19 protein-coding genes are annotated in these 19,977 nt (G+C 73.4%); 8 read left to right on the plus strand and 11 right to left on the minus strand.

The genetic code is table 11. The features are described 5' to 3' along the window. Positions 1 to 259 precede the first annotated feature (259 nt). Both OG799_RS03470 and OG799_RS03475 read right to left on the minus strand, forming a co-directional pair. Positions 260 to 2,053 carry a hypothetical protein gene (locus tag OG799_RS03470; RefSeq protein ID WP_406043006.1) on the minus strand — a complete coding sequence of 598 codons (1,794 nt, stop codon included), beginning with the start codon at positions 2,051 to 2,053 and terminating at the stop codon, positions 260 to 262. Positions 2,054 to 2,391: 338 nt separating this feature from the next. Beyond that, the gene (locus OG799_RS03475) at positions 2,392 to 3,876 is read right to left on the minus strand and encodes an aminopeptidase P family protein (RefSeq protein WP_406043008.1); all 1,485 of its coding nucleotides are present in this window, start codon (positions 3,874 to 3,876) and stop codon (positions 2,392 to 2,394) included. Positions 3,877 to 3,987: 111 nt separating this feature from the next. On the opposite strand from OG799_RS03475, the gene asnB reads away from it, so the two are divergent. Beyond that, positions 3,988 to 5,949, plus strand: coding sequence for an asparagine synthase (glutamine-hydrolyzing) (gene asnB, locus OG799_RS03480; protein WP_406043010.1), 1,962 nt, complete (start codon positions 3,988 to 3,990; stop codon positions 5,947 to 5,949). A 217-nt stretch (positions 5,950 to 6,166) separates the two neighbouring features. Here the strand turns inward: asnB and OG799_RS03485 are convergent, their stop codons facing one another. Next, a complete protein-coding gene (locus tag OG799_RS03485) occupies positions 6,167 to 6,541 on the minus strand; it encodes a nuclear transport factor 2 family protein (protein WP_406043012.1) in 375 nt (124 codons plus the stop codon). A gap of 50 nt (positions 6,542 to 6,591) precedes the next feature. Between OG799_RS03485 and OG799_RS03490 the strand changes: the two genes are divergently transcribed. Then, positions 6,592 to 7,524, plus strand: a complete 933-nt coding sequence (locus tag OG799_RS03490) for a carbohydrate kinase (protein WP_406043014.1) — start codon at positions 6,592 to 6,594, stop codon at positions 7,522 to 7,524. A 92-nt stretch (positions 7,525 to 7,616) separates the two neighbouring features. Here the strand turns inward: OG799_RS03490 and OG799_RS03495 are convergent, their stop codons facing one another. Together OG799_RS03495 and OG799_RS03500 are read right to left on the minus strand one after the other, a co-directional pair. Then, positions 7,617 to 8,447: an MBL fold metallo-hydrolase gene (locus OG799_RS03495; protein WP_406043016.1), complete on the minus strand. Its 831-nt coding sequence runs from the start codon at positions 8,445 to 8,447 to the stop codon at positions 7,617 to 7,619. Continuing rightward, positions 8,444 to 8,848, minus strand: a complete 405-nt coding sequence (locus OG799_RS03500) for a thioesterase family protein (protein ID WP_406043018.1) — start codon at positions 8,846 to 8,848, stop codon at positions 8,444 to 8,446. The genes OG799_RS03495 and OG799_RS03500 overlap by 4 nt, the downstream gene beginning before the upstream one ends. Before the next feature lie 169 nt (positions 8,849 to 9,017). Here OG799_RS03500 and OG799_RS03505 point away from each other — a divergent pair, with 169 nt between their 5' ends. Beyond that, the gene (locus tag OG799_RS03505; RefSeq protein WP_406043020.1) at positions 9,018 to 10,118 is read left to right on the plus strand and encodes a phosphatase PAP2 family protein; all 1,101 of its coding nucleotides are present in this window, start codon (positions 9,018 to 9,020) and stop codon (positions 10,116 to 10,118) included. A gap of 121 nt (positions 10,119 to 10,239) precedes the next feature. Here the strand turns inward: OG799_RS03505 and OG799_RS03510 are convergent, their stop codons facing one another. The 3 genes from OG799_RS03510 to OG799_RS03520 all read right to left on the minus strand — a co-directional run bounded on the left by OG799_RS03510 (position 10,240) and on the right by OG799_RS03520 (position 12,609). Continuing rightward, positions 10,240 to 11,529 (minus strand): PH domain-containing protein, encoded by a 1,290-nt coding sequence (locus tag OG799_RS03510; protein ID WP_406046192.1) that lies wholly within the window; start codon positions 11,527 to 11,529, stop codon positions 10,240 to 10,242. A gap of 299 nt (positions 11,530 to 11,828) precedes the next feature. Beyond that, positions 11,829 to 12,356, minus strand: coding sequence for a PH domain-containing protein (locus OG799_RS03515; protein ID WP_406043024.1), 528 nt, complete (start codon positions 12,354 to 12,356; stop codon positions 11,829 to 11,831). 22 nt (positions 12,357 to 12,378) lie between these two features. Then, complete coding sequence (locus OG799_RS03520) at positions 12,379 to 12,609, minus strand: hypothetical protein (protein ID WP_406043026.1); 231 nt, start codon at positions 12,607 to 12,609, stop codon at positions 12,379 to 12,381. A gap of 240 nt (positions 12,610 to 12,849) precedes the next feature. Here OG799_RS03520 and OG799_RS03525 point away from each other — a divergent pair, with 240 nt between their 5' ends. From OG799_RS03525 to OG799_RS03535, 3 genes are read left to right on the plus strand one after another with little or no spacing between them, the layout of a single operon-like run. Then, on the plus strand, positions 12,850 to 13,956 hold the full coding sequence (locus OG799_RS03525; RefSeq protein WP_406043028.1) for an AAA family ATPase: 1,107 nt from the start codon (positions 12,850 to 12,852) through the stop codon (positions 13,954 to 13,956). Then, positions 13,935 to 14,933, plus strand: coding sequence for a DUF58 domain-containing protein (locus OG799_RS03530; RefSeq protein ID WP_406046193.1), 999 nt, complete (start codon positions 13,935 to 13,937; stop codon positions 14,931 to 14,933). The genes OG799_RS03525 and OG799_RS03530 overlap by 22 nt, the downstream gene beginning before the upstream one ends. Further along, positions 14,930 to 15,880, plus strand: coding sequence for a VWA domain-containing protein (locus tag OG799_RS03535; RefSeq protein WP_406043030.1), 951 nt, complete (start codon positions 14,930 to 14,932; stop codon positions 15,878 to 15,880). Before OG799_RS03530 ends, OG799_RS03535 begins: the two co-directional genes overlap by 4 nt. A gap of 60 nt (positions 15,881 to 15,940) precedes the next feature. Here OG799_RS03535 and OG799_RS03540 read toward each other — a convergent pair whose 3' ends face one another. The 3 genes from OG799_RS03540 to OG799_RS03550 all read right to left on the minus strand — a co-directional run bounded on the left by OG799_RS03540 (position 15,941) and on the right by OG799_RS03550 (position 18,308). Beyond that, a complete protein-coding gene (locus OG799_RS03540; protein ID WP_406043032.1) occupies positions 15,941 to 16,090 on the minus strand; it encodes a hypothetical protein in 150 nt (49 codons plus the stop codon). A 329-nt stretch (positions 16,091 to 16,419) separates the two neighbouring features. Further along, positions 16,420 to 17,082 (minus strand): response regulator, encoded by a 663-nt coding sequence (locus OG799_RS03545; RefSeq protein WP_406043034.1) that lies wholly within the window; start codon positions 17,080 to 17,082, stop codon positions 16,420 to 16,422. Next, positions 17,079 to 18,308 carry a sensor histidine kinase gene (locus OG799_RS03550; protein ID WP_406043036.1) on the minus strand — a complete coding sequence of 410 codons (1,230 nt, stop codon included), beginning with the start codon at positions 18,306 to 18,308 and terminating at the stop codon, positions 17,079 to 17,081. Before OG799_RS03550 ends, OG799_RS03545 begins: the two co-directional genes overlap by 4 nt. Before the next feature lie 155 nt (positions 18,309 to 18,463). Between OG799_RS03550 and fabG the strand changes: the two genes are divergently transcribed. Continuing rightward, on the plus strand, positions 18,464 to 19,168 hold the full coding sequence (fabG, locus tag OG799_RS03555) for a 3-oxoacyl-ACP reductase FabG (protein WP_406043038.1): 705 nt from the start codon (positions 18,464 to 18,466) through the stop codon (positions 19,166 to 19,168). A gap of 39 nt (positions 19,169 to 19,207) precedes the next feature. Beyond that, positions 19,208 to 19,975: an enoyl-ACP reductase FabI gene (fabI, locus tag OG799_RS03560; protein WP_109947124.1), complete on the plus strand. Its 768-nt coding sequence runs from the start codon at positions 19,208 to 19,210 to the stop codon at positions 19,973 to 19,975. Positions 19,976 to 19,977 lie beyond the last annotated feature (2 nt).

Genomic DNA, 19,977 nt, shown 5'->3' on the forward strand with positions numbered 1-19,977 from the left:
GGAATCTTCTTCACCATGTGGGCGTATGCGAAAAAGCCCCGCATTCGGTATGCGGGCAGCGCGACCGGCAGGAGTGTGGACGTGCCTGCCGGGCCGGTACGAGGGGTGTCGAGGACGTGGCCGGCGGCGGAAAGCTCGCGGTGGTGGCCGAGGAGGGTCAACGGTGACGGTCGGGACCGCCACCGCCCGTACCACTCGACAGATGGCCGGAGGTCCCTCTCCGCGTGGGGGAGAGGGACCTCCGGCGTTATGTGGTGGTTCAGTCGAAGCAGTCCTCGACGGTGTTGGCGCAGTTGGTGGGGTCGTTGTCGGTGATGGTGGAGTCGTCGTCGAGCTTGACCTTGCCATCGTTGTTGAAGATGCCGCCGGCGATCCCGTGGTGGTCCTTGTCGTTGCCGTTGTTGGCCTTGTTCTTGGTGACCTTGGTGTTGGTCAGGGTCACCTTGCCTTCGTTGTTGTAGATGCCGCCGCCGTTCCAACCGGCGAAGTTCTCCTTGATCTTGGTGTCGCGCAGGACCAGGGTGGCCTCGAAGTCGTCGTCGTGGTCCTTGTGGTTGGGCCGGGCGGTCGGGGCGGCCGTGTTGCCAGCCCAGTACTCTTCGAAGGGTTCGCCGTTGAAGATGCCACCGCCGAAGCGGCCCGCGCTGTTTTCGAGGATCTCGCTGTCGGTGACGGTGGCCGTGCCGCGCTTCTTCTCGTCCTTGTCCTTGCTGTACTGCGTGCTGTCGTGCTTCTCGTCGCTGTTGACGTTGTAGATGCCGCCGCCGTCGTTGTGGGCCTTGTTCTTCTCGACGGTGCTGTTCTTGACCGTCAGGACGGTGTCGACGGCGTAGATGCCGCCGCCGTTCTCGGCGGTGTTGTTCCTGACGAAGGTCCAGCTGACGTCGACGAAGCCGTCGTTGCTGAACAGGCCGCCGCCGTTCTTCTTGGCGGTGTTGCCCTCGATGAGGGTCTTCTCGATCTCCACGGTGCCGGCCTTGCCGTCGTCGTGGCCGTCGCGGCTGCCCTCGACGAGGTCTCCCATGGGGCGCTTGTGCTTGTCCTCGCCCTCACCGTTGGCGATGCCGCCGCCGTTCTCGCCGGCGGTGTTGTTGGTGATGCGGGACTCGGCGCCCTTGCCGTCGCGGGCGCCCTCGACCTCGAGGACACCGGCGTTGAAGATGGCGCCGCCGTTCTCGCCGGCGTGGTTGTTGTCGAGGGTGCTGTTCTCGACCTCGGTCCGGCCGAAGTTGGCGATCGCGCCGCCGTTGTCCTCGGCGCTGTTGAGGACGAACTTGCTGTTCACCACGTGGGCCTTGCCGCCCCGCTCGACCAGCAGACCACCGCCGTCGCCCTCGTGCTCGTCGCCGTGCCTGCCGTCCATGCTCGACCGGGGCGGCGCCGTGAGCGTCGGCCGCTTCGCGGCCGGGGCCTCGGCGTCGGCGGTCCCGGTCGCGTCGCCGGTGCGCTTCTGCGCCGGCGCCGACGCCTTCTTGACCGGCTTGCGCTCGCGCTCGCCGGCGGCGCCGTTCTTGACGGTGACGTCCTTCAGGGTCAGGTCACCGCCGTCGGCGACCCGGAAGATCCGGAACCCGTCCTCGGCTTCCCGCTTGATCGTCGCGCCGTTGCCCTCGATCGTGATCTCCTGCTTGATCGTCGGCAGGCCCGCCTCGGACTTCTTGTCGAACTGGTCCAGCTCGTACTGGCAGTCAGGAGCCAGCTTCAGCGTGCCACCCTCATCCCGGTTGGCATGGTCGAGGGCCTCGATCAGATCATCGTCGTCACAGGCCACCTCCCGAACCTCGTCGCCCTTGTCCCGGTCCTTGTCCTTGTCCTTGTTGTCCTGGTCCTTGTTGTCCCGGTCGGATGCGCCGGCGTCCTGGCCGTCGCTCTTGCTCGCGTCGCTCATGTTCTGCGGCGCGGCCGCGTGGTTCTTCGATACGCGCTGCGCGTCATCGGGCTTGTTGTCACGGGTGGCGAGGCCACCCAGCGCCGCCAGACCGACGACGCCGGTCAGCCCGGCCACGCCGGTGGCGACCCAGAGCGCCCGCCGCCTGCTCGTCGGTGGGGTCATCGGGGCCCCGCCGTCGGAAGTCGTTACGTCGTTGGACATCAGAGCCTTCCGCCCTTTCGGTTTTCATCAGAGCGGTCGCACGGCACGAGCCGGGGCGACCAGCTACAAATCGCCTTGTAGCCTCTGATACGCACCGTATGAGAAGGATCCTCGCGAGATGCGCTTATCCGAAAAAATCACGCATTGCTCTCATATCCGGTCGAGCGGCCTGACCGATGCCGAGTGGCCGGAAACGATCCGCTAGTAGCGCAAACGGCGACGGGCCCGCCACCGGCGCCAGAACGACGGGAAACGTCGCAGACGCCGGCGGCGGGCCCGCCGCTGTCGTACCTCGGGTGTCAGCCGGGCAGGCGCGGACCCGCCTCGCGCTGCTCGGCCAGCCAGGTCTCCACCTCGTCGGAGCGGCGCGGCAGGCCGGCCGACAGGTTCACCGACCCGGTCGCGGTGACCAGGATGTCGTCCTCGATCCGCACGCCGATGCCGCGCAGCTCCTCCGGGACCAGCTCGTCCTCGGGCTGGAAGTAGAGCCCTGGCTCCACGGTCAGCACGTAGCCCTCACCGAGCGGACCGTCCCGGTACGCCTCCTTGCGGGCGTTGGCGCAGTCGTGCACGTCGATGCCGAGCATGTGGCTGGTGCCGTGCAGGGTCCACCGCCGGTAGACCGTCGAGGCCGGGTCCATCGCCTCGTCCACGCTCACCGGCAGCAGGCCCAGGTCCTTCAGTGCCTCGGCGAGCACCCGCATCGCGGTCAGGTGCACGTCCCGGAACGCCACGCCCGGCTTGATGACGTCGATCCCGGCCTGCTGGGCGGCGTACACCGCGTCGTAGACCTGGCGCTGGAGCGGGGTGAACCGGCCGTCGACCGGCAGCACCCGGGTCACGTCGGCCGTGTAGAGGTTGCGGTTCTCCACACCCATGTCCATCAGCAGCAGTTCACCCGGGCGGGTGGCGCCGTTGTTGTGCACCCAGTGCAGGATCGTGGCGTGCTCGCCGGCGCCGACGATCGAGTTGTAGCCGACCTCGTTGCCGTCGTGCCGGGCGCGCAGCGCGAAGATCCCCTCCAGCAGCCGCTCCGAGACGCCACGGTCCGCCGGCAGCGCCCGTGCCACGTCCTCGAAGCCGCGGACGGTGGCGTCGCACGCCTCCTGGAGCTGGGCGATCTCCCACTCGTCCTTGACCAGCTTCAGCTCGGAGATGGCGATGGCCAGCTCCCGGTCGCGGGCCGGCTGGCCCTCCGCGCGGGCGCCGTCGTACGGGCGCACGGCCGCGTCCACCCGGGCGTCGAAACCACGCAACACCCGGGTACGCCCCGGCGCGCAGCCGGCCAGCGCCGCGTCCAGCTCGGTCAGGTCGGCGGTCGGCAGCCCCAGCTCGGTCGACTTCTCGCCGAGGGTGTGTCGCCGGCCCACCCAGAGCTCGCCGTGCCGGCTGCGGAAGAACTCGTCGGTCCGGCGCGACGACCGGGGCCGCATGAACAGCGTGGCGTCGTGCCCGGAACCGTTCGGGCGGAGCACCAGCGCGCTGTCCGGATCGTGGTCGCCGGTCAGGTACGCGAAGTCGCTGCCCGGCCGGAACGGGTGGTCGGTGTCGTTGGCGCGTACCTTCTCCCCGCCGGTGGGGATGACCAGCGTCTCGCCGGGGAACGCCGCGGAGAGCGCGGCCCGCCGCTTCGCGTAGTTGGGCACCTCCGGCCGGGGACCCACCGGCAGCTCGCTGTCCCGCCAGCCCTGCCGCATGAACGCCAGGAACGCCTCGGGGAAGTCCGGGTCGTGTGACTCCGTACCGTCCGCCGGCTTGCCCTGCTGCGCCCGCTCCTCGGCCATGATCCGCCTCCTTGCGCCTCGTCGCTGGTCCAGACGGTACCGCGCGGACCGTCGTGGGGAGAGCCTGCGGTGCCGCGACGTCCGCTCCGGCCGCGTGGGAAGATGACCACCATGTGCGGACTCCTGGCCTTCTTCAGCGCGCGCGGCGACGCCGCCGCCCACCGCGACAACATCGCCGGAGCACTGGAGTGCCTGCACCACCGCGGCCCGGACGAGACCGGGGTCGAGGTGGTCGGCGACGCCTCCGGCCGGTACGCGGACGGGGTGTTCGCGCACAAGCGCCTGGCGATCATCGACGTGGCACTCAGCCACGAGCCGCTGCCCTACGCGGGCGGCCGCTACCTGCTCACCTTCAACGGCGAGATCTACAACTACATCGAGCTGCGGGACGAGCTGATCCGGGACTTCGGCGCCCAGTTCGCCACGAACGGCGACGGTGAGGTGATCGTCGCCGGGTACCACTACTGGGGCGAGCAGGTGCTCACCAAGCTGCGCGGCATGTTCGCCTTCGTGATCTGGGACCGGCAGGAGCGGCGGGCGTTCGGCGCCCGGGACTACTTCGGCATCAAGCCGCTGCACTACCTGGAGACCGCCGACGGCCTCTACCTGGCCTCCGAGAAGAAGGCGCTGCTGCCGTTCGCGCAGTCGGCGTACGCCGGGGACGCCGGGATCGACGCGGCCAACCTGAGCCACTACCTGACCCTGCAGTACGTCCCCGAGCCGGGCACCCTGCACCAGGGGATCAACCGGATCGGGTCGGGGGAGTACCTCACCTGGACGCCGGGCGGCCGGATCGAGGTGCGCCGGTGGTACCGGCCGGTGTTCCGGCCGGCGCCGGTCTCCGACGAGCAGAAGCTGTACCACGAGATCCGGGAGACGCTGCGGGAGAGCGTCCGGATGCACATGCGCTCCGACGTGCCGGTCGGCTCGTTCCTCTCCAGCGGCATCGACTCCACCGCGGTGGTCGCGCTGGCCCGCGAGTTCAACCCGAACATCCTCACCTTCACCGTCGGCTACGACGTCCCGGGCTACTCGGAGATCGACGTCGCCCAGGACTCGGCCCGGCACCTCGACGTGACCACCATCCCGACCAAGATCGGGCCGCAGGACATGATCGACGCGCTGCCGAAGATCGTCTGGCACCTGGACGACCCGGTGGCCGACCCTGCGCTGGTCCCGCTCTACTTCGTGGCGAAGAAGGCCGCCGAGCACGTCACCGTGGTCCTGTCCGGCGAGGGCGCGGACGAGTTCTTCGGCGGGTACACCATCTACCGGGAGCCGCTCTCCCTCGGCACGGTCAACGGCCTGCCCGGCGGCGTGCAGAAGGGGCTGCGGGCGGTCTCCAAGGCCATCCCGCAGGGGGTCAAGGGCAAGAGCTTCCTGGAGCGCGGCACCACCCCGATCGAGCAGCGCTACTACGGCAACGCCCGGATGTTCACCGAGGAGGAGAAGCAGCACCTGCTGCGCCGCTACGACCCCTCGGTCCGCTACACCGACGTCACCGCGCCGATCTACGCCGAGTGCACCGAGTTGGACGACGTCACCAAGATGCAGTACGTCGACCTCTACACCTGGCTGCGCGGCGACATCCTGGTCAAGGCCGACCGGATCTCGATGGCGCACTCGCTGGAGGTGCGGGTGCCGTTCCTCGACCGGGAGGTCTTCAACGTGGCTGCCGGCATCCCGGTGGACCTGAAGCTCCCGCCCCGCTCCGACGCCACCAAGTACGCCATGCGCCAGGCGTTGCAGGGCGTGGTGCCGCCGGCCATCGTGAACCGGAAGAAGCTCGGCTTCCCGACCCCGACCCGGGTCTGGCTGCGCGGCGAGATGTACGAGTGGGCCCGGCACATCCTGTCCACCTCGGGCGCCGGCGACCTGCTCGACCTGTCGTACGCGATGCGGCTGCTGGAGGAGCACAAGCGGGAGGAGGCCGACCACTCCCGCAAGGTGTGGACGGTGCTGATCTTCTGCATCTGGCACGCAATCTTCGTGGCGAAGACCCTCGACCCGGGCATCCAGCGCAACCAGTCCGCCCTGCTCACCAAGCCGGTGGTCGGCTCCATGGTCCGCTGACCCGGCCCGGCCCGTCCGGGCCTCGCTGTTGATCAAGGGGTTTGCGTCCGCCGGAGCCGTTCCGGAGACGCGAACCTCTTGATCGTTTCGGCGGGAAGTCAGCGGCCGGAGCAGGTGACCGTGGGGAGGGTGTTGGTTTCGGACGTGGCGCGGCAGCCCATCCGGCAAGCGCCATCCCAGCCGGCGACAGCGGGCGCAGTAGCCGAACCTTGATGTCTCAGTATCGCTGGACGAGGTGCTCCCGGCCGACGGGCGGATCGTAGGGCTCCGGCCAGAACTCGGTGATGCGCGCGATCCGGCCGGACCCGTCGAGGTCGAAGAACGTCGTCGCCGGGACCGGCGTGCCGTCGACGGTGAAGGCCGTCCAGGTGGCCGCCCGCCGCCCGTCGCCGACGGCGCGCGTCACGGTCACGTGCCAGTCGCCCGGGTATTCCCGGTTGAATTGCAGGTTGGCGGCGCGGCCCTGGATCAGCTCGCGGGTCTGCGGCAGGTCGTAGACCACGTCGTCGGCGAGCAGCCCACCGAACGTGTCCCAGTCACGTGCCTCGCACGCGGCCCAGTACGCCAATACCGTGGCTTCAGCGCCTCTCATGCCGGGAGTGTGCCAGCCTGGTGCGACAAGATCGGAACGCTGGAGGGGACATGGGGTACGCGGTGGTGCTCGGCGAGGCACTGGTCGACCTGCTCGACGCCGAGTACGACGGGCAGCCCGTCTACCGGCAGGCGATCGGCGGCGGGCCGCTCAACGTGGCCGTGGCGGTGGCCCGGCTCGGCGGGGACGTGCAGTTCGTCGGGTCGCTCGGCGACGACGCGCTGGCCGACCGGATCCGCGCCTTCCTGAGCGCGGCCGGCGTCGGGCTGACCGGGACGGTGACCGTCAAGGCGCCGACCGCCCTCGCGGTGGCCACCTTCGCCGGCCCCGAACCCGACTTCCGGTTCTACGGCGAGCCGCGGTCGTACGCCCTGCTCACCGCCGACGACCTGGACGTGGCCCTGGTCGAGGGCGCCGACGTGCTCTACTGCGGATCGATCGTGCTGCTCGACCCGCCGGTGCTCGCCGCCGCGCGCCGGGCCTGGTCGATCGCCGGCGCGCTGCGGGTGTTCGACCCGAACGTCCGCCCCCGACTGCTGTACGGGCCGGAGGCCCTCCCCCGGCTGCGTGAGGTGGTGGCCGAGTTCGCCGCGAGCGCGCACCTGGTCAAGCTCAGCACCGCCGACGCCGAGCTGCTCTACCCCCGCGAGCCGGTCGAGGGGGTCGCCGCGTACCTGCGTGAGCTGGGCGCGGGCACCGTGGTGGTCACCCTGGGCGCGGCCGGCGCGCTGGTCGCCGCCGGCCCCGACGTGGTACGGATCCCGGCGCCGAAGGTCGAGGCGGTGGACGCCACCGGCGCCGGCGACTCGGTGATGGGCGCGCTCATCGCCGACCTGCTCGCCGACGGCGAGCCCACCGACCCGGTGGGCTGGCAGCAGCGCGTCGCCTTCGCCCTGCGGGTGGCCGCCGTGGTCTGCGAGTCGCCCGGCGGCGCCGTCGCGATGCCCACCCGCGCCGATCTGTCCCGCCGCTTCCCCTCCTGACCCACCTCCGCCCCACCCCCGACAACCCCCCGCGCCCCCGTCGTCCGGCGATCTCGCGGCCGGGCGGGCGCGGAAATGGGGGAGCAGGGGGGTTAGGGGGTGCCGTCCAGCTCGGCGTAGCCGCGGCGGGCGGCGATGAGGCCGGGGCGGGCGCCGAAGGGGGACTCGGCGGCCACCCGCTCGGGCGGGGCGCTGCCGGTGTGGCCGGCGCGGATCATCCAGGCCTGCTCGACCAGCTGGGCGTGCTGGGCGCGGACGAACTCGACGTCGACCGGGTCACCGTGCCCGGGCACCACCACCGTCGCGGGGGTGGTGAGCCGGAGCAGGTCGGCGACCGCGTCCGGCCACTGCAGCGGGTACGACTCCTCGAAGGCCGGCGGCCCGCTCTGCTCGACCAGGTCACCGGCGACCAGCACGTCCGCGTCGGGCACGTGCACCACCAGGTCGGCGTCGGTGTGCCCGTGCCCCGGGTGGCGCAGCAGCACCCGCCGGCCGCCGACGTCCAGCACCGTCTCGGTGATCACCGTGTGCGTCGGGGCCAGCAGCACCGTGTCGGCCAGCTCGGCGGCGAGTGCCGGCCGCTCCTCGCGCACCTCCTCGTACGCGGCCCGGCGGAGCTGGTCGGGGCGCTCGCGCAGCGCCGCGGCGGCCACCTCGTGTGCGTACACCGGGCGGGGCGGGTCGGCCGCCAGGGTGGCGTTGCCGAAGCAGTGGTCGAAGTGGTGGTGGGTGTTGACCACGATCCACGGGTGCGGGGTGACCGCCCGGGCCGCCGCGGCCAGGTCGCGCGCCTGGCCCGCGGTGGAGAGGGTGTCCACCAGCAGCGCCGCGTCGTCGCCGACCACCAGCGTCACGTTGACCTGGAGCAGCGGCTCGCGCAGCACGTGGACGCCGTCGGCGACCTCGACGAAGCGGCCGGTCATGACGCCCGCGAGGCGCGCTCGACGAAGCGCTGCCGGTCGACCAGCACCCGCTCCACCCGTCCCTCGGCGACGGTCTCCGCGCCGTCGGCGACCGTCACCTCGAAGTGCAACCGGCGACCCTCGACCGCGGCGAGCCGGGCCTGCGCGACCACCGTCCGGCCGACCGGCGTCGGGGCCCGGTGCTCCAGCTCGACCCGCAGCCCGACGGTGGTCTGCCCGGCCGGCATCCGGGTGGCGGTCGCGGCCACGGTCGCCGCCTCGGCCAGGGCCAGCACCCGGGGGGTGCCGAGCACCGGTACGTCCCCGGAGCCCACCGCCTGCGCGGTGTCGGCATCGGTGACGGTCAGCTCGACGCGGGCGGTCAGGCCCGGCGCGAAGGAGGGCTCCGGCGGCTCGTGCATGGTTCCAGCGTAGGTGTTGGCCCGCCGCCGGGGTGACGCCGGGCGACAACCGGCGCAACCGGCCCGACCCGGCCGAGGCCGTCGACCATGCCGGTCCGACCGGCATGGTCGACCAGTGGGTGGTGGTCGCCGTCGGTCCCCGCGTCGGCCGCCGTTAACCTTGACCGCGATGGCCGTCGTGACAGATCCCCAGCCCCCCGCCCGGACCGGCCCGCCCGCGTCGCCCGACAGCGGGCGCCGCCGAGCGGTCGCCATGGCGATCTGGGCGGTGGCGTTCCTGGCCGGCTGGTTCGCCATCGGCCTGCCCACCGACCCGGCGTACGCCTTCGTGTGGATCTGGGCGGCCACCATCGCCTGGAACTCCTCCCGGCCGTGGCGCAGCCACCTGCGGTTCGCCCGGGACTGGGTGCCGGTGGTGCTGCTGCTCGCCGCGTACAACCTCTCGCGGGGGTTCGCCGACAACGGGGCGACGCCGCACGCGCTGGAGTTGATCGTCGCCGACCGCTTCCTGTTCGGCTGGGCCACCGGCGGCGAGGTGCCCACCGTCTGGTTGCAGCAGCACCTGTACCGGCCCGAGGTGCACTGGTGGGACGTGCTGGCCAGCTGGACCTACTTCTCCCACTTCGTGGTGACCCTGGCCGCCGCCGCGGTGCTCTGGCTACGCGACCGGACCCGCTGGGCGGCGTACATGCGGCGCTGGGGCTTCCTGTGCGCCGCCGGGCTGGTCACCTACTTCCTCTACCCGGCCGCGCCGCCGTGGTGGGCCGCGCAGAACGGCCTGCTCACCGAGGTCGCCCGGATCTCCACCCGGGGCTGGAAGGCCTTCGGCATGCACGGCGCGGGCAACCTGCTCAACGCCGGCCAGATCGCCGCCAACCCGGTGGCCGCGATGCCCTCGCTGCACACCGCGTTCGCCCTTTTCGTGGTGCTGTTCTTCATGGGGGCCACCCGGCGCCGCTGGTGGCCGCTGTTGCTGGCGTACCCGCTGGTGATGACGTTCACCCTGGTCTACAGCGGCGAGCACTACATGATCGACGTGCTGGTCGGCTGGGCGTACGTGGGGATGACCTTCCTCGTCGTCGGCCTGGCCGAGCGTTGGTGGGCGGCCCGCCGGGCGCGGAGCACGCCTCCGCCGGCGCAGCGGGCGGCGCTCGACGACGGCCCGGCGGCGGACCGGGCGATCCGTGCCGAACCGACAGCGGGACGCGACGCCACCGCCGACCCCTCCGCACTGCCGCCGACCGCTGACGCACTGCCGGTCGACCGCTGACGCGGTGCTCGGCGACCGCTGACGCCGTGGCCCGGCGACCGCCGACGCGGTGCCGGCCGCCCGTGGCGGGCCCGGCTGCCGACGCGGCGCGGGGCGCGCCACGGGCGACCGCACGGCCGGGTCAGGCCCGTCGGTCTCCGTCGGCGCGGCGGGCGGCGTGCGCCCGGGCGGTCAGCTCCGCCGCCAGCTCCCACGCCTCGGCCGCGTCCCGGTCGTGCGCCGTCGCGCCGGCCCCGCCGGCCGTGTCCGCGTGGACGGTGGCCAGCCGCAGCCGCCGCTGGGCCGGCCCCTGCGTCACCCGCACGCTCTGGATCCGGGCGTACGGGACGATCGCCAACTGTCGGGTGAGCAGCCCGGAACGCGCGGCGAAGACGCGGTCGTCGAGGCCCGCGCCGACCGCCGACCGGCTCAGCGGGCGCAGCCAGCGGGCCCGCCGCGGCGGCCGGGTCAGCGGCAGCGCGGTCAGGCGTACGCCGGGCAGCACCTCCGCCACCACCAGCTCGCCGGTGCGCAGGTCGCCGACGGGGAGCAGGCGGTCCGGCCGGTTCCGGTCGTCCGGCTCGGCGGCCGAGTAGCCGGCCACCTCCAGCCGCAGCCGCAGCCAACCCTTCATCCGCCACAGCAGCGGCCAGGTCACCCCGACGGTCTGCACCCGGTGCAGCGGCACCGTCTGCGCCCGGGTCTCCAGCAGGCCGTTGCGGATGCGCAGCGTGTCGTCGTCGCGGTCCAGCCGGAAGGCCCAGTCGTCGAGAACCCGGCGGACCGGTTGCAGCAGCACGCCCGCCATCGCGGTCAGCGTGCTGGCGACCGCGATGAAGGACCAGGACCCCTCGGAGAGGAACTGCGCCACCACGAAGGCCACACCGAACGGGAGCAGGAACGCCTGCGGGGTGAGCAGCTGGCTGACCAGCAGGTCCGCGTTGCGTACCGTGTGCAGGCGGCGCCCGGTGACCGCGGGCGCGGCCGCCTGGCCGGCGGGCGCGACGGCCGCCGGCGCGCGGCCGGCGACGGCGAGCAGGCGCTGGCGCAGCGCAGCCGCCTCGGCCACCCCCAGGTACGCCAGCGGCGCCTCGGTCTTGCCCCCGCCCACCACCTCCAGGCGCAGCTCCGCCAGCCCGGTGAGCTGGGCGAGCAGCGGCCGGACCACCTCGACGGCCTGCAACCGTTCCAGCGGGATGGCCCGGGTGCGCCGCCAGATCAGCCCCTCGTGCACCCGCAGCTCCCGGCCCACGATGTGGTAGCCGGTGTTGTACCAGCTGATCACGGCCAGCACGGTGGCGCCGAGGGCGAGCACCCCGGCCATCGCGGCGAACCAGCCGAAGCCCACCCGGGAGAGCGTGGACCAGGAGAGACCGGCGATCACCACGACCAGCGACTTGGCGCCGTGCAGCGCCGGACTCAACGGGTGCAGCCGCTGCCGGGGCTCCTCGCCGGGCGGGGCGGCGACGCCGGGCGCCCCCGACCAGCCGTACCCGGGCCAGCTCTGCCCGGCCGTCCCCGGCGCTGCCGCACCGGGCTGCGGCGCGGCCGGCCAGTGAGCCGGGCCGGGGGCGCCGGGTGGTCCGGCCGGCCAGGGCGGCTGGGCGGGTTCGTGGGCGGCGGGTCGCGGCGCGTGCGGTGAGGGTGGCCGGGTGGGGCCGGCGGGCGGCGGGACCGGCTCGGGGCCCAGGGGTCGCGGCGCGTCGGGCCGCGGGTCGGCCGGACCGTCGCTCACAGGCCCTCCGCCCGGTCCTCACCGAGCGCGGTCAGCCGGTCGCGCAGCCGGGAGGCCTCCGTCGGCCGCAGCCCGGGCACCCGCGCGTCGCTCGCCGCCGCGGCCGTGTGCAACTGCACGGTGGCCAGGTCGAACGCCCGCTCCAGCGGCCCGGCGCTGACGTCGACGAACTGCATCCGGGAGTACGGGACGATGGAGAGCCGGCGCACCAGCAGCCCGTGCCGGACCAGCAGGTCGTGCTCGCGCTCGGCGTACCCCCAGGCGTGCACCGCCCGGACGATGGCGGCCACCCGCCAGCCCGCCAGCAGGACGACCACGCCGAGGGCGGCCCCGAAGAGCCAGTGCCCGCTGAACGCCCAACCGAGGCCGAGCCCGATCAGCAGGACGGCCAGCAGCACGCCGAGCCGGATCAGCTCCACCCAGATCAGGTCGGGGGAGATCGGCTGCCAGCGGACGGTGTCCGGCCACGGCTCCAGCGGCCCGGCCGATGCCGGCGGCGGCCCGGCGAGGTCGTCACTGTTCACCGGGGTGATCCGCTGCGCTCACTCACCCTTCGAGGGTAGGCGATCCGGGCGCCGCCGCCACCTCGCGCAGGAAGCCACGCGCGTCGAGAAACGCGCCGAGCGACTCGCGGTGCTCGGGACAGGCCAGCCAGGTCTTGCGCCGGTCGGGCTCGTGCAGGCGGGGATTGTTCCAGCGCAGCGCCCAGACGGCGGGAGCACGACAACCACGCGCCGAGCAGATCGGCGCCTCGTCGGCAGGGCGGGAAGTCGTCATCCGGGCGAGTCTAGGCCGCGCTCCCGGGAAGTTTAGCGCCGGGCGGCCACGGGGGGAGCCGCCCGGCGACGGGGTGAATCGTACACAGGCCGTACCCCTTCCTGTCCACCCGTGTTCACCGTTTTCCGGGCCACGGGACGGCGTGGCGAAAATCGTCCTCTCCCACCCTCGGCTCTCAGCCGGGCATGACAGTCTTGATGCGCACCACGCCGCGACGACCGACCATGCTGTGGAGGACCGGTGGCCCAGCCGACCACGCCCGACGCTTCGACCCCCGCCGAGGCCCTGCCGGAGGCGCCGCCGGTCGGCACCACCCCGGCCGAGGACGCGACCCTGCTGGAACGCGCCCTGTTCGAGATCAAGCGGGTGATCGTCGGTCAGGACCGGATGGTCGAGCGGATGTTCGTCGCCCTGCTTTCCCGCGGGCACTGCCTGCTGGAGGGGGTCCCCGGGGTGGCGAAGACCCTCGCCGTGGAGACCCTCGCCAAGGTGGTGGGCGGCTCCTTCGCCCGGGTCCAGTTCACCCCCGACCTGGTGCCCGCCGACATCATTGGCACCCGGATCTACCGCCAGTCCAGCGAGAAGTTCGACGTCGAGCTGGGCCCGGTCTTCGTGAACTTCCTGCTCGCCGACGAGATCAACCGGGCGCCGGCGAAGGTGCAGTCGGCGCTGTTGGAGGTGATGAGCGAGCGCCAGGTGTCGATCGGCGGCGAGACCCACCGGGTACCCGACCCGTTCCTGGTGATGGCGACGCAGAACCCGATCGAGCAGGAGGGCGTCTACCCGCTGCCGGAGGCGCAGCGGGACCGCTTCCTGATGAAGATCGTGGTGGGCTACCCGACCGACGCCGAGGAGCGGGAGATCGTCTACCGGATGGGCGTCGCCCCGCCGGAGCCGACGCCGGTGTTCAGCACCCCCGACCTGATCGCCCTGCAACGCAAGGCCGACCAGGTCTTCGTGCACAACGCGCTGGTCGACTACGCGGTCCGGCTGGTGCTGGCCACCCGCACCCCGGCCGAGCACGGCATGCCGGACGTCGCGCAGCTCATCCAGTACGGCGCCAGCCCGCGCGCCTCGCTCGGGCTGGTCCGGGCCACCCGGGCGCTGGCCCTGCTGCGCGGCCGGGACTACGCGCTGCCGCAGGACGTGCAGGACATCGCCCCGGACATCCTGCGCCACCGGCTGGTGCTCAGCTACGACGCGCTCGCCGACGACGTCCCCGCCGACCACGTCGTGCACCGGGTGATGTCCACCATCCCGCTGCCCGCCGTCGCGCCCCGGCAGCAGGCCACCCCGCCCCCGCCGAACGCCCCGGCCGGCGCGGGCTGGCCCGGGCAGCGGCCGTGACCCCACCCACGCCGGCGGGGGCCGGCGCGGACCGCAGCGCGATGGTGCTGTCCCGGCTGCAACTGCTGGTCACCCGCAAGCTCGACGGCCTGCTCCAAGGCGACTACGCCGGACTGCTGCCCGGGCCGGGCAGCGAGGCGGGGGAGTCCCGCGAGTACCGCCCCGGCGACGACGTACGCCGGATGGACTGGCCGGTCACCGCGCGGACCACGATGCCGCACGTCCGGCGTACGGTGGCCGACCGGGAGCTGGAGACCTGGCTGGCGGTGGACCTGTCGGCGAGCCTGGACTTCGGCACCGGCCGGTGGCTCAAGCGGGACGTGGTGATCGCCGCGGCGGCCGCCCTGACCCACCTGACGGTGCGCGGCGGCAACCGGATCGGGGCGGTGGTCGGCACCGGCGCCCCGGTGCCCGCGAAGGCCGGCCGGTGGCGGGGTGCACCCCCGGCGACCGGGCCTGGGACGCTGCTGCGGCTGCCCGCCCGGGCCGGCCGCAAGGAGGCGCAGGGCCTGCTCCGGGCGATCGCCGGGGCCGGGATCCAGCCCGGGCGCAGCGACCTCGGCGCGCTGGTCGACATGCTCAACCGACCGCCGCGCCGACGCGGGGTGGCAGTGGTCATCTCCGACTTCCTGGCACCGCCGCAGCAGTGGGGCCGGCCGGTCCGTAAGCTGCGGGTCCGGCACGACGTGCTGGCGATCGAGGTGGTGGACCCGCGGGAGCTGGAGCTGCCCGACGTGGGGGTGCTGCCCGTGGTCGACCCGGAGACGGGGGAGCTGCACGAGGTGCAGACCGCCGACCCTCGGCTGCGCCGCCGGTACGCCGAGGCGGCCGCCGCGCAGCGGGCGGCGATCGCCGCGGAACTGCGCGCCGCGGGCGCGGCCCACCTGCGGTTGCGTACGGACCGAGACTGGCTGCTGGACATGGTGCGCTTCGTGGCCGCGCAGCGGCACGCCCGCACCCGGGGGACGACACGATGATCCGTTTTCTGCAACCGTGGTGGCTGGTGGCGGTGCTGCCGGTGCTCGCCCTGGCCGCCGCGTACGTGTGGCGGCAGCTGCACCGACGGGCGTACGCGGTGCGGTTCACCAACGTGGACCTGCTGCGGACCGTCGCGCCGAAGGGGTTGGGCTGGCGCCGGCACGCGGCGGCCACCGCGTTCCTGCTCTGCCTGCTCGTGCTGGCCACCGCGTTGGCCCGGCCGGCGATGGACACCAAGGAGCCCCTGGAGCGGGCCACCGTCATGCTCGCCATCGACGTGTCGCTGTCCATGCAGGCCGACGACGTGGCGCCGAACCGGCTGGCGGCCGCCCAGGAGGCGGCGAAGCAGTTCGTCGGGGAGCTGCCGGCGAACTACAACCTCGGGTTGGTCTCCTTCGCCAAGTCGGCGAACGTGCTGGTCTCACCGACCAAGGACCGGGAGGCGGTGACCACCGCCATCGACGGCCTCGTCCTGGCCGAGTCGACGGCCACCGGTGAGGCGGTCTTCACCTGCCTGGAGGCGATCCGCTCGGTGCCGGCCGACGGGGCGGCGGGCATCCCGCCGGCCCGGATCGTGCTGCTCTCCGACGGGTACCGCACGTCGGGGCGGTCGGTGGAGGAGGCCGCCGCGGCGGCCCAGGCGGCGAACGTGCCGGTCTCCACGATCGCGTTCGGCACCGACTCGGGGCAGGTGGAGATCGGCGGCCAGCCGCAGCGGGTGCCGGTGGACCGGATGGCCCTCGCGCAGCTCGCGGAGACCACCGAGGGCTTCTTCTACGAGGCCGCCTCGGTCAGCGAACTGAAGCGGGTCTACCAGGACATGGGCAGCTCGATCGGGTTCCGGACCGAGCCGCGCGAGATCACCCAGTGGTACGCGGGGATCGCGCTTCTGCTGGCACTCTGCGCGGGCTCGCTCAGCCTGCTCTGGTCGTCGCGCCTGCTCTGACCGGGCGCGCCGGCCGCGGGGCGGCGGTGGTCGGTCGCGGCGGCCGACGGCCGGCGGTGGTCAGTGACCGCCGCCGGCCAGGACGAAGAGGACGGCAACCCAGACGGCGGCGAGGGTGAAGCCCAGCGGGGCGACGTAACGGCTCATGGACAGGCTCCGGTGGCGGCTGGCGATCCGCGACGGGACCGCAGGGGCAGGCAGGACGCACACACGAAGTCGTGACCGGGGGGCTCCTCGGTGGCCGGCCCCGGGGTCGGGGCGGCGCAGCACGGTCACCCCGGCCGGGGCCGAGGGTCACGCGGGGGGAGCGGGAGCTGGGTCAGCTCACCTGACTGAGTCGTAGCTCAGCAGGGCTGACGTTCGGCCCGGCCACGACTGGGAGGATCGCTATCTCGCACAGCGATCACCTCCTGCGGTCGGCGGGGCCCGGAAGGCGGGCGGTCGACCGCCCGCAAACGTGGATCATCGTACACCCGGTGCGCGGCCGCGCCGCACTCGGCCGACCGGCCCCCACCCGCCCACCGGTAGGGCGAGCCGGGCTACTCGCCGGCGGCCACCAGACCCGTCTCGTACGCGACGACCACCGCCTGGGCGCGGTCGCGGAGCTGGAGCTTGGCCAGGATCCGCCCGACGTGGGTCTTCACGGTCTGCTCGGCGACCACCAGGTCGGCGGCGATCTCCGCGTTGGAGCGGCCCCGGGCGATCAGGCGCAGCACCTCGGTCTCCCGGGGGGTCAGTCCGGCCAGGTCGGTCGGGCGGGGTCGGCGGTGCCCGGGACGGGCGGCGAACTCGGCGATCAGCCGGCGGGTCACGGTCGGGGCGAGCAGCGCGTCCCCGGCCGCCACCACCCGGACCGCGTGCACCAGGTCGGCGGCGGGGGCGTCCTTGAGCAGAAAGCCGCTGGCCCCGGCGCGCAGCGCCTCGTAGACGTAGTCGTCCAGGTCGAAGGTGGTCAGGATGAGCACCCGGGGACGGTCGGCCCGGCGGTCGCCGAGCAGCTGGCGGGTCGCGGCGAGCCCGTCCAGCACCGGCATCCGGACGTCCATCAGCACCACGTCCGGGTCCAGCCGGCGGGCCGCCTCGACCGCCGCCGCGCCGTCGGCGGCGTCCCCCACCACCAGCAGGTCCGGCTGGGCGGCCAGCAGCGCGCCGAAACCCTGCCGGACCATCGCCTGGTCGTCGGCGATCAGCACCCGGATCATCCGGTCCCGTCCTCCCCGTCGTACGGCAGCAGGGCGTCGACGACGTACCCTCCGCCGTCGGCCGGCCCGGCGGCGAACGTACCGCCCAGCGCGAGGGTCCGTGAGCGCATCCCGGTCAGCCCGTGCCCGGCGCCCCGCTCGGCCGGCGTCGGATCCCCGTCCGCGGCGGTGTTCTCGACCCGTACCGCCAGGGCGTGCGGCCCGGGCCGGACGGTGACCCGCACCGCGGCCCCCGGCGCGTGCCGGGCCGCGTTCGCCAGTCCCTCCTGGACGATCCGATAGGCGGCCAGCCCGACCGGCGCGGGCGTCCCCCGGGCCGGCGTGGGGGCGTCCAGGGTGACCGCCAGGCCGGCCCGGCGGGCAGCGTCCACCATTGCCGCCAGGTCCGCCAGGCCGGGCTGCGGCGCGGTCTCCGGACCGATGGACTCGCTGCGCAGCACGCCCAGCAGGCGGCGCATGTCGGTCAGCGCCTCCCGGGCCGAGCCGGCGATGCCGGCGAACTCGGCGCGGGCGGTGTCCGGCACGTCCGCGAGGCGGTACGGCGCGGTCTCCGCCTGCACCGCGATCATCGACATGTGGTGGGCCACCACGTCGTGCAACTCCCGGGCGATCCGGGTGCGCTCCTCCAGCACCGCCCGGCGTTCCTGCTCCCGCTCGCTGAGCGCGGTCTGCGCGGCCAGCGCCCGGCGGGAGAGCCGGTTGCCGCGCACCAGGTCGCCGAGGACCAGCACCGTCAGGACCGGCACCACGACGTCAATCCGGTGGTCCGGGTCGACCAGCGCGACCACCGGCACCAGCGTGAGCAGACCCACCCAGACCAGCTCCGGCCGGTCCAGCCGGGTCGCCACCACCGCCAGCACCAGCAGCGACCCGAACGCCAGCACCGGGGTCCACGGCCAGGCCGCGCCGGCCGGCGCGTTGAAGGTGCAGGTGGCCAGCGCCACCACGGTCAGCCGCCAGGCCAGCAGGGGACGCCGGGGCAGGGCGAGCAGCGGTGCGACCGTGAGGCCGGCGAACAGGACCGCCACGATCCCGGGCAGGCGCCGGTCGGTCTGCGCGGCCAGGGTGACGGCGAAGAGCGCGACCACCACGAGCAGGCCGGCCGGCCCCGCGTACGGGGCCAGCCGGGGCCAGCGGGAGAGTGGCAGCCGCGCCGGCGGGACGTCGGGCCCGGCGACGGTCCGCCGCAGCGCCCGCCACCAGTCCCCGACCCGGGTCTTCTCCATCAGCGGCAGCGTACGGACCGGCCGCCGCGACGTCGTCACACCGTGGGTCGAGCCTGGGCGTCGTACCCCGGTGTGACCTGGTCGCGTTAGCGCTTACCTACCGGTAACCCCTAGGCTCCGACCGACGCAGAGATCAGCTGAGCAGAGGGGGACCCGTGGCCCGTACCGTGCTGGTGACCGGCGGAAACCGGGGGATCGGCCTGGCCATCGCGCAGGCCTTCGCCAAGCAGGGCGACCGGGTGGCGGTCACCTACCGCAGCGGCGACGCTCCCGCCGGGCTGTTCGGCGTGAAGTGCGACGTCACCGACTCCGCGTCCGTCGACGCGGCCTTCGCCACCATCGAGGCCGAGCTCGGCCCGGTCGAGGTGCTGGTCGCCAACGCCGGCATCACCGACGACACGCTGCTGATGCGGATGTCCGAGGAGCAGTTCACCCGGGTGCTGGACACCAACCTCACCGGCGCGTTCCGCTGCGCCAAGCGGGCCTCGGCGAAGATGCTCCGCGCGAAGTGGGGCCGGATGATCTTCATCTCCTCGGTGGTCGGGCTCTACGGCGGCGCCGGCCAGGTCAACTACGCGGCCAGCAAGGCCGGCCTGGTGGGCGTCGCCCGCTCGATCACCCGGGAGCTGGGCAGCCGCAACATCACCGCGAACGTGGTCGCACCCGGCTTCATCGCCACCGACATGACCGCCGCGCTGCCCGAGGAGCGCCGCACCGAGTACCGCAAGGCCATCCCGGCCGGCCGGTTCGCCGAGCCCGACGAGGTCGCCGGTGTGGTCACCTGGCTGGCCTCGGACGCGGCGGGCTACATCTCCGGCGCCGTCATCCCGGTCGACGGCGGCCTGGGCATGGGCCACTGAGCCATCCGTCCCGAGAAGAACGCACGGAGGAACCACTCGATGTCTGGACTGCTCGCCGGTAAGCGGCTGCTCGTCACCGGCGTCATCACCGACGCCTCGATCGCCTTCTCGGTGGCGAAGCTCGCCCAGGAGAACGGCGCCCAGGTCGTGCTCACCGGCTTCGGCCGGCTCTCCCTGGTCGAGCGGATCGCCAAGCGGCTCCCCGAGCCGGCCCCGGTGATCGAGCTCGACGTGACCAACGCCGAGCACCTCGCCGGCCTCGCCGACAAGGTCCGCGAGCACGTCGACGGCCTGGACGGGGTGGTGCACTCGATCGGCTTCGCCCCGCAGAGCTGCCTCGGCGGCGGCTTCCTCGACGCCCCCTGGGAGGACGTGGCGACCGCGTTGCAGGTCTCCACGTACTCCTACAAGTCCCTCGCCATGGCGGCGCTGCCGCTGATGTCCGCGGGCGGCGCGGTGGTCGGCCTCACCTTCGACGCCACCAAGGCCTGGCCGGTCTACGACTGGATGGGCGTGGCCAAGGCCGGGCTGGAGTCCGCGTCCCGCTACCTGGCGCTGCACCTGGGCAAGCAGGGCATCCGCAGCAACCTGGTCGCGGCCGGCCCGCTGCGGACCATCGCCGCCAAGTCCATCCCCGGTTTCGACCAGTTCGAGGACGCCTGGACCGAGCGCGCTCCGCTGGGGTGGAGCCTCACCGACCAGGAGCCGGCCGCGCGAGCCTGCCTGGCGCTGCTGTCGGACTGGTTCCCGGCCACCACCGGTGAGATCGTCCACGTCGACGGCGGCTACCACGCGATCGGCGCCTGAGA

Source organism: Micromonospora sp. NBC_00898 (genome assembly GCF_045207895.1).
GTDB lineage: Bacteria > Actinomycetota > Actinomycetes > Mycobacteriales > Micromonosporaceae > Micromonospora.

Bases quoted from the DNA above. Each gene is read 5' to 3' on its own strand.
- asnB (WP_406043010.1), top strand. From the start codon at position 3,988: ATGTGCGGACTCCTGGCCTTCTTCAGCGCGCGCGGCGACGCCGCCGCC.
- OG799_RS03495 (WP_406043016.1), bottom strand. From the start codon at position 8,447: ATGACCGGCCGCTTCGTCGAGGTCGCCGACGGCGTCCACGTGCTGCGC.
- OG799_RS03505 (WP_406043020.1), top strand. From the start codon at position 9,018: ATGGCCGTCGTGACAGATCCCCAGCCCCCCGCCCGGACCGGCCCGCCC.
- OG799_RS03470 (WP_406043006.1), bottom strand. From the start codon at position 2,053: ATGACCCCACCGACGAGCAGGCGGCGGGCGCTCTGGGTCGCCACCGGC.
- OG799_RS03535 (WP_406043030.1), top strand. From the start codon at position 14,930: ATGATCCGTTTTCTGCAACCGTGGTGGCTGGTGGCGGTGCTGCCGGTG.
- fabI (WP_109947124.1), top strand. From the start codon at position 19,208: ATGTCTGGACTGCTCGCCGGTAAGCGGCTGCTCGTCACCGGCGTCATC.
- OG799_RS03545 (WP_406043034.1), bottom strand. From the start codon at position 17,082: ATGATCCGGGTGCTGATCGCCGACGACCAGGCGATGGTCCGGCAGGGT.
- OG799_RS03475 (WP_406043008.1), bottom strand. From the start codon at position 3,876: ATGGCCGAGGAGCGGGCGCAGCAGGGCAAGCCGGCGGACGGTACGGAG.
- OG799_RS03550 (WP_406043036.1), bottom strand. From the start codon at position 18,308: ATGGAGAAGACCCGGGTCGGGGACTGGTGGCGGGCGCTGCGGCGGACC.
- OG799_RS03485 (WP_406043012.1), bottom strand. From the start codon at position 6,541: ATGAGAGGCGCTGAAGCCACGGTATTGGCGTACTGGGCCGCGTGCGAG.
- OG799_RS03520 (WP_406043026.1), bottom strand. From the start codon at position 12,609: ATGACGACTTCCCGCCCTGCCGACGAGGCGCCGATCTGCTCGGCGCGT.
- OG799_RS03490 (WP_406043014.1), top strand. From the start codon at position 6,592: ATGGGGTACGCGGTGGTGCTCGGCGAGGCACTGGTCGACCTGCTCGAC.
- OG799_RS03500 (WP_406043018.1), bottom strand. From the start codon at position 8,848: ATGCACGAGCCGCCGGAGCCCTCCTTCGCGCCGGGCCTGACCGCCCGC.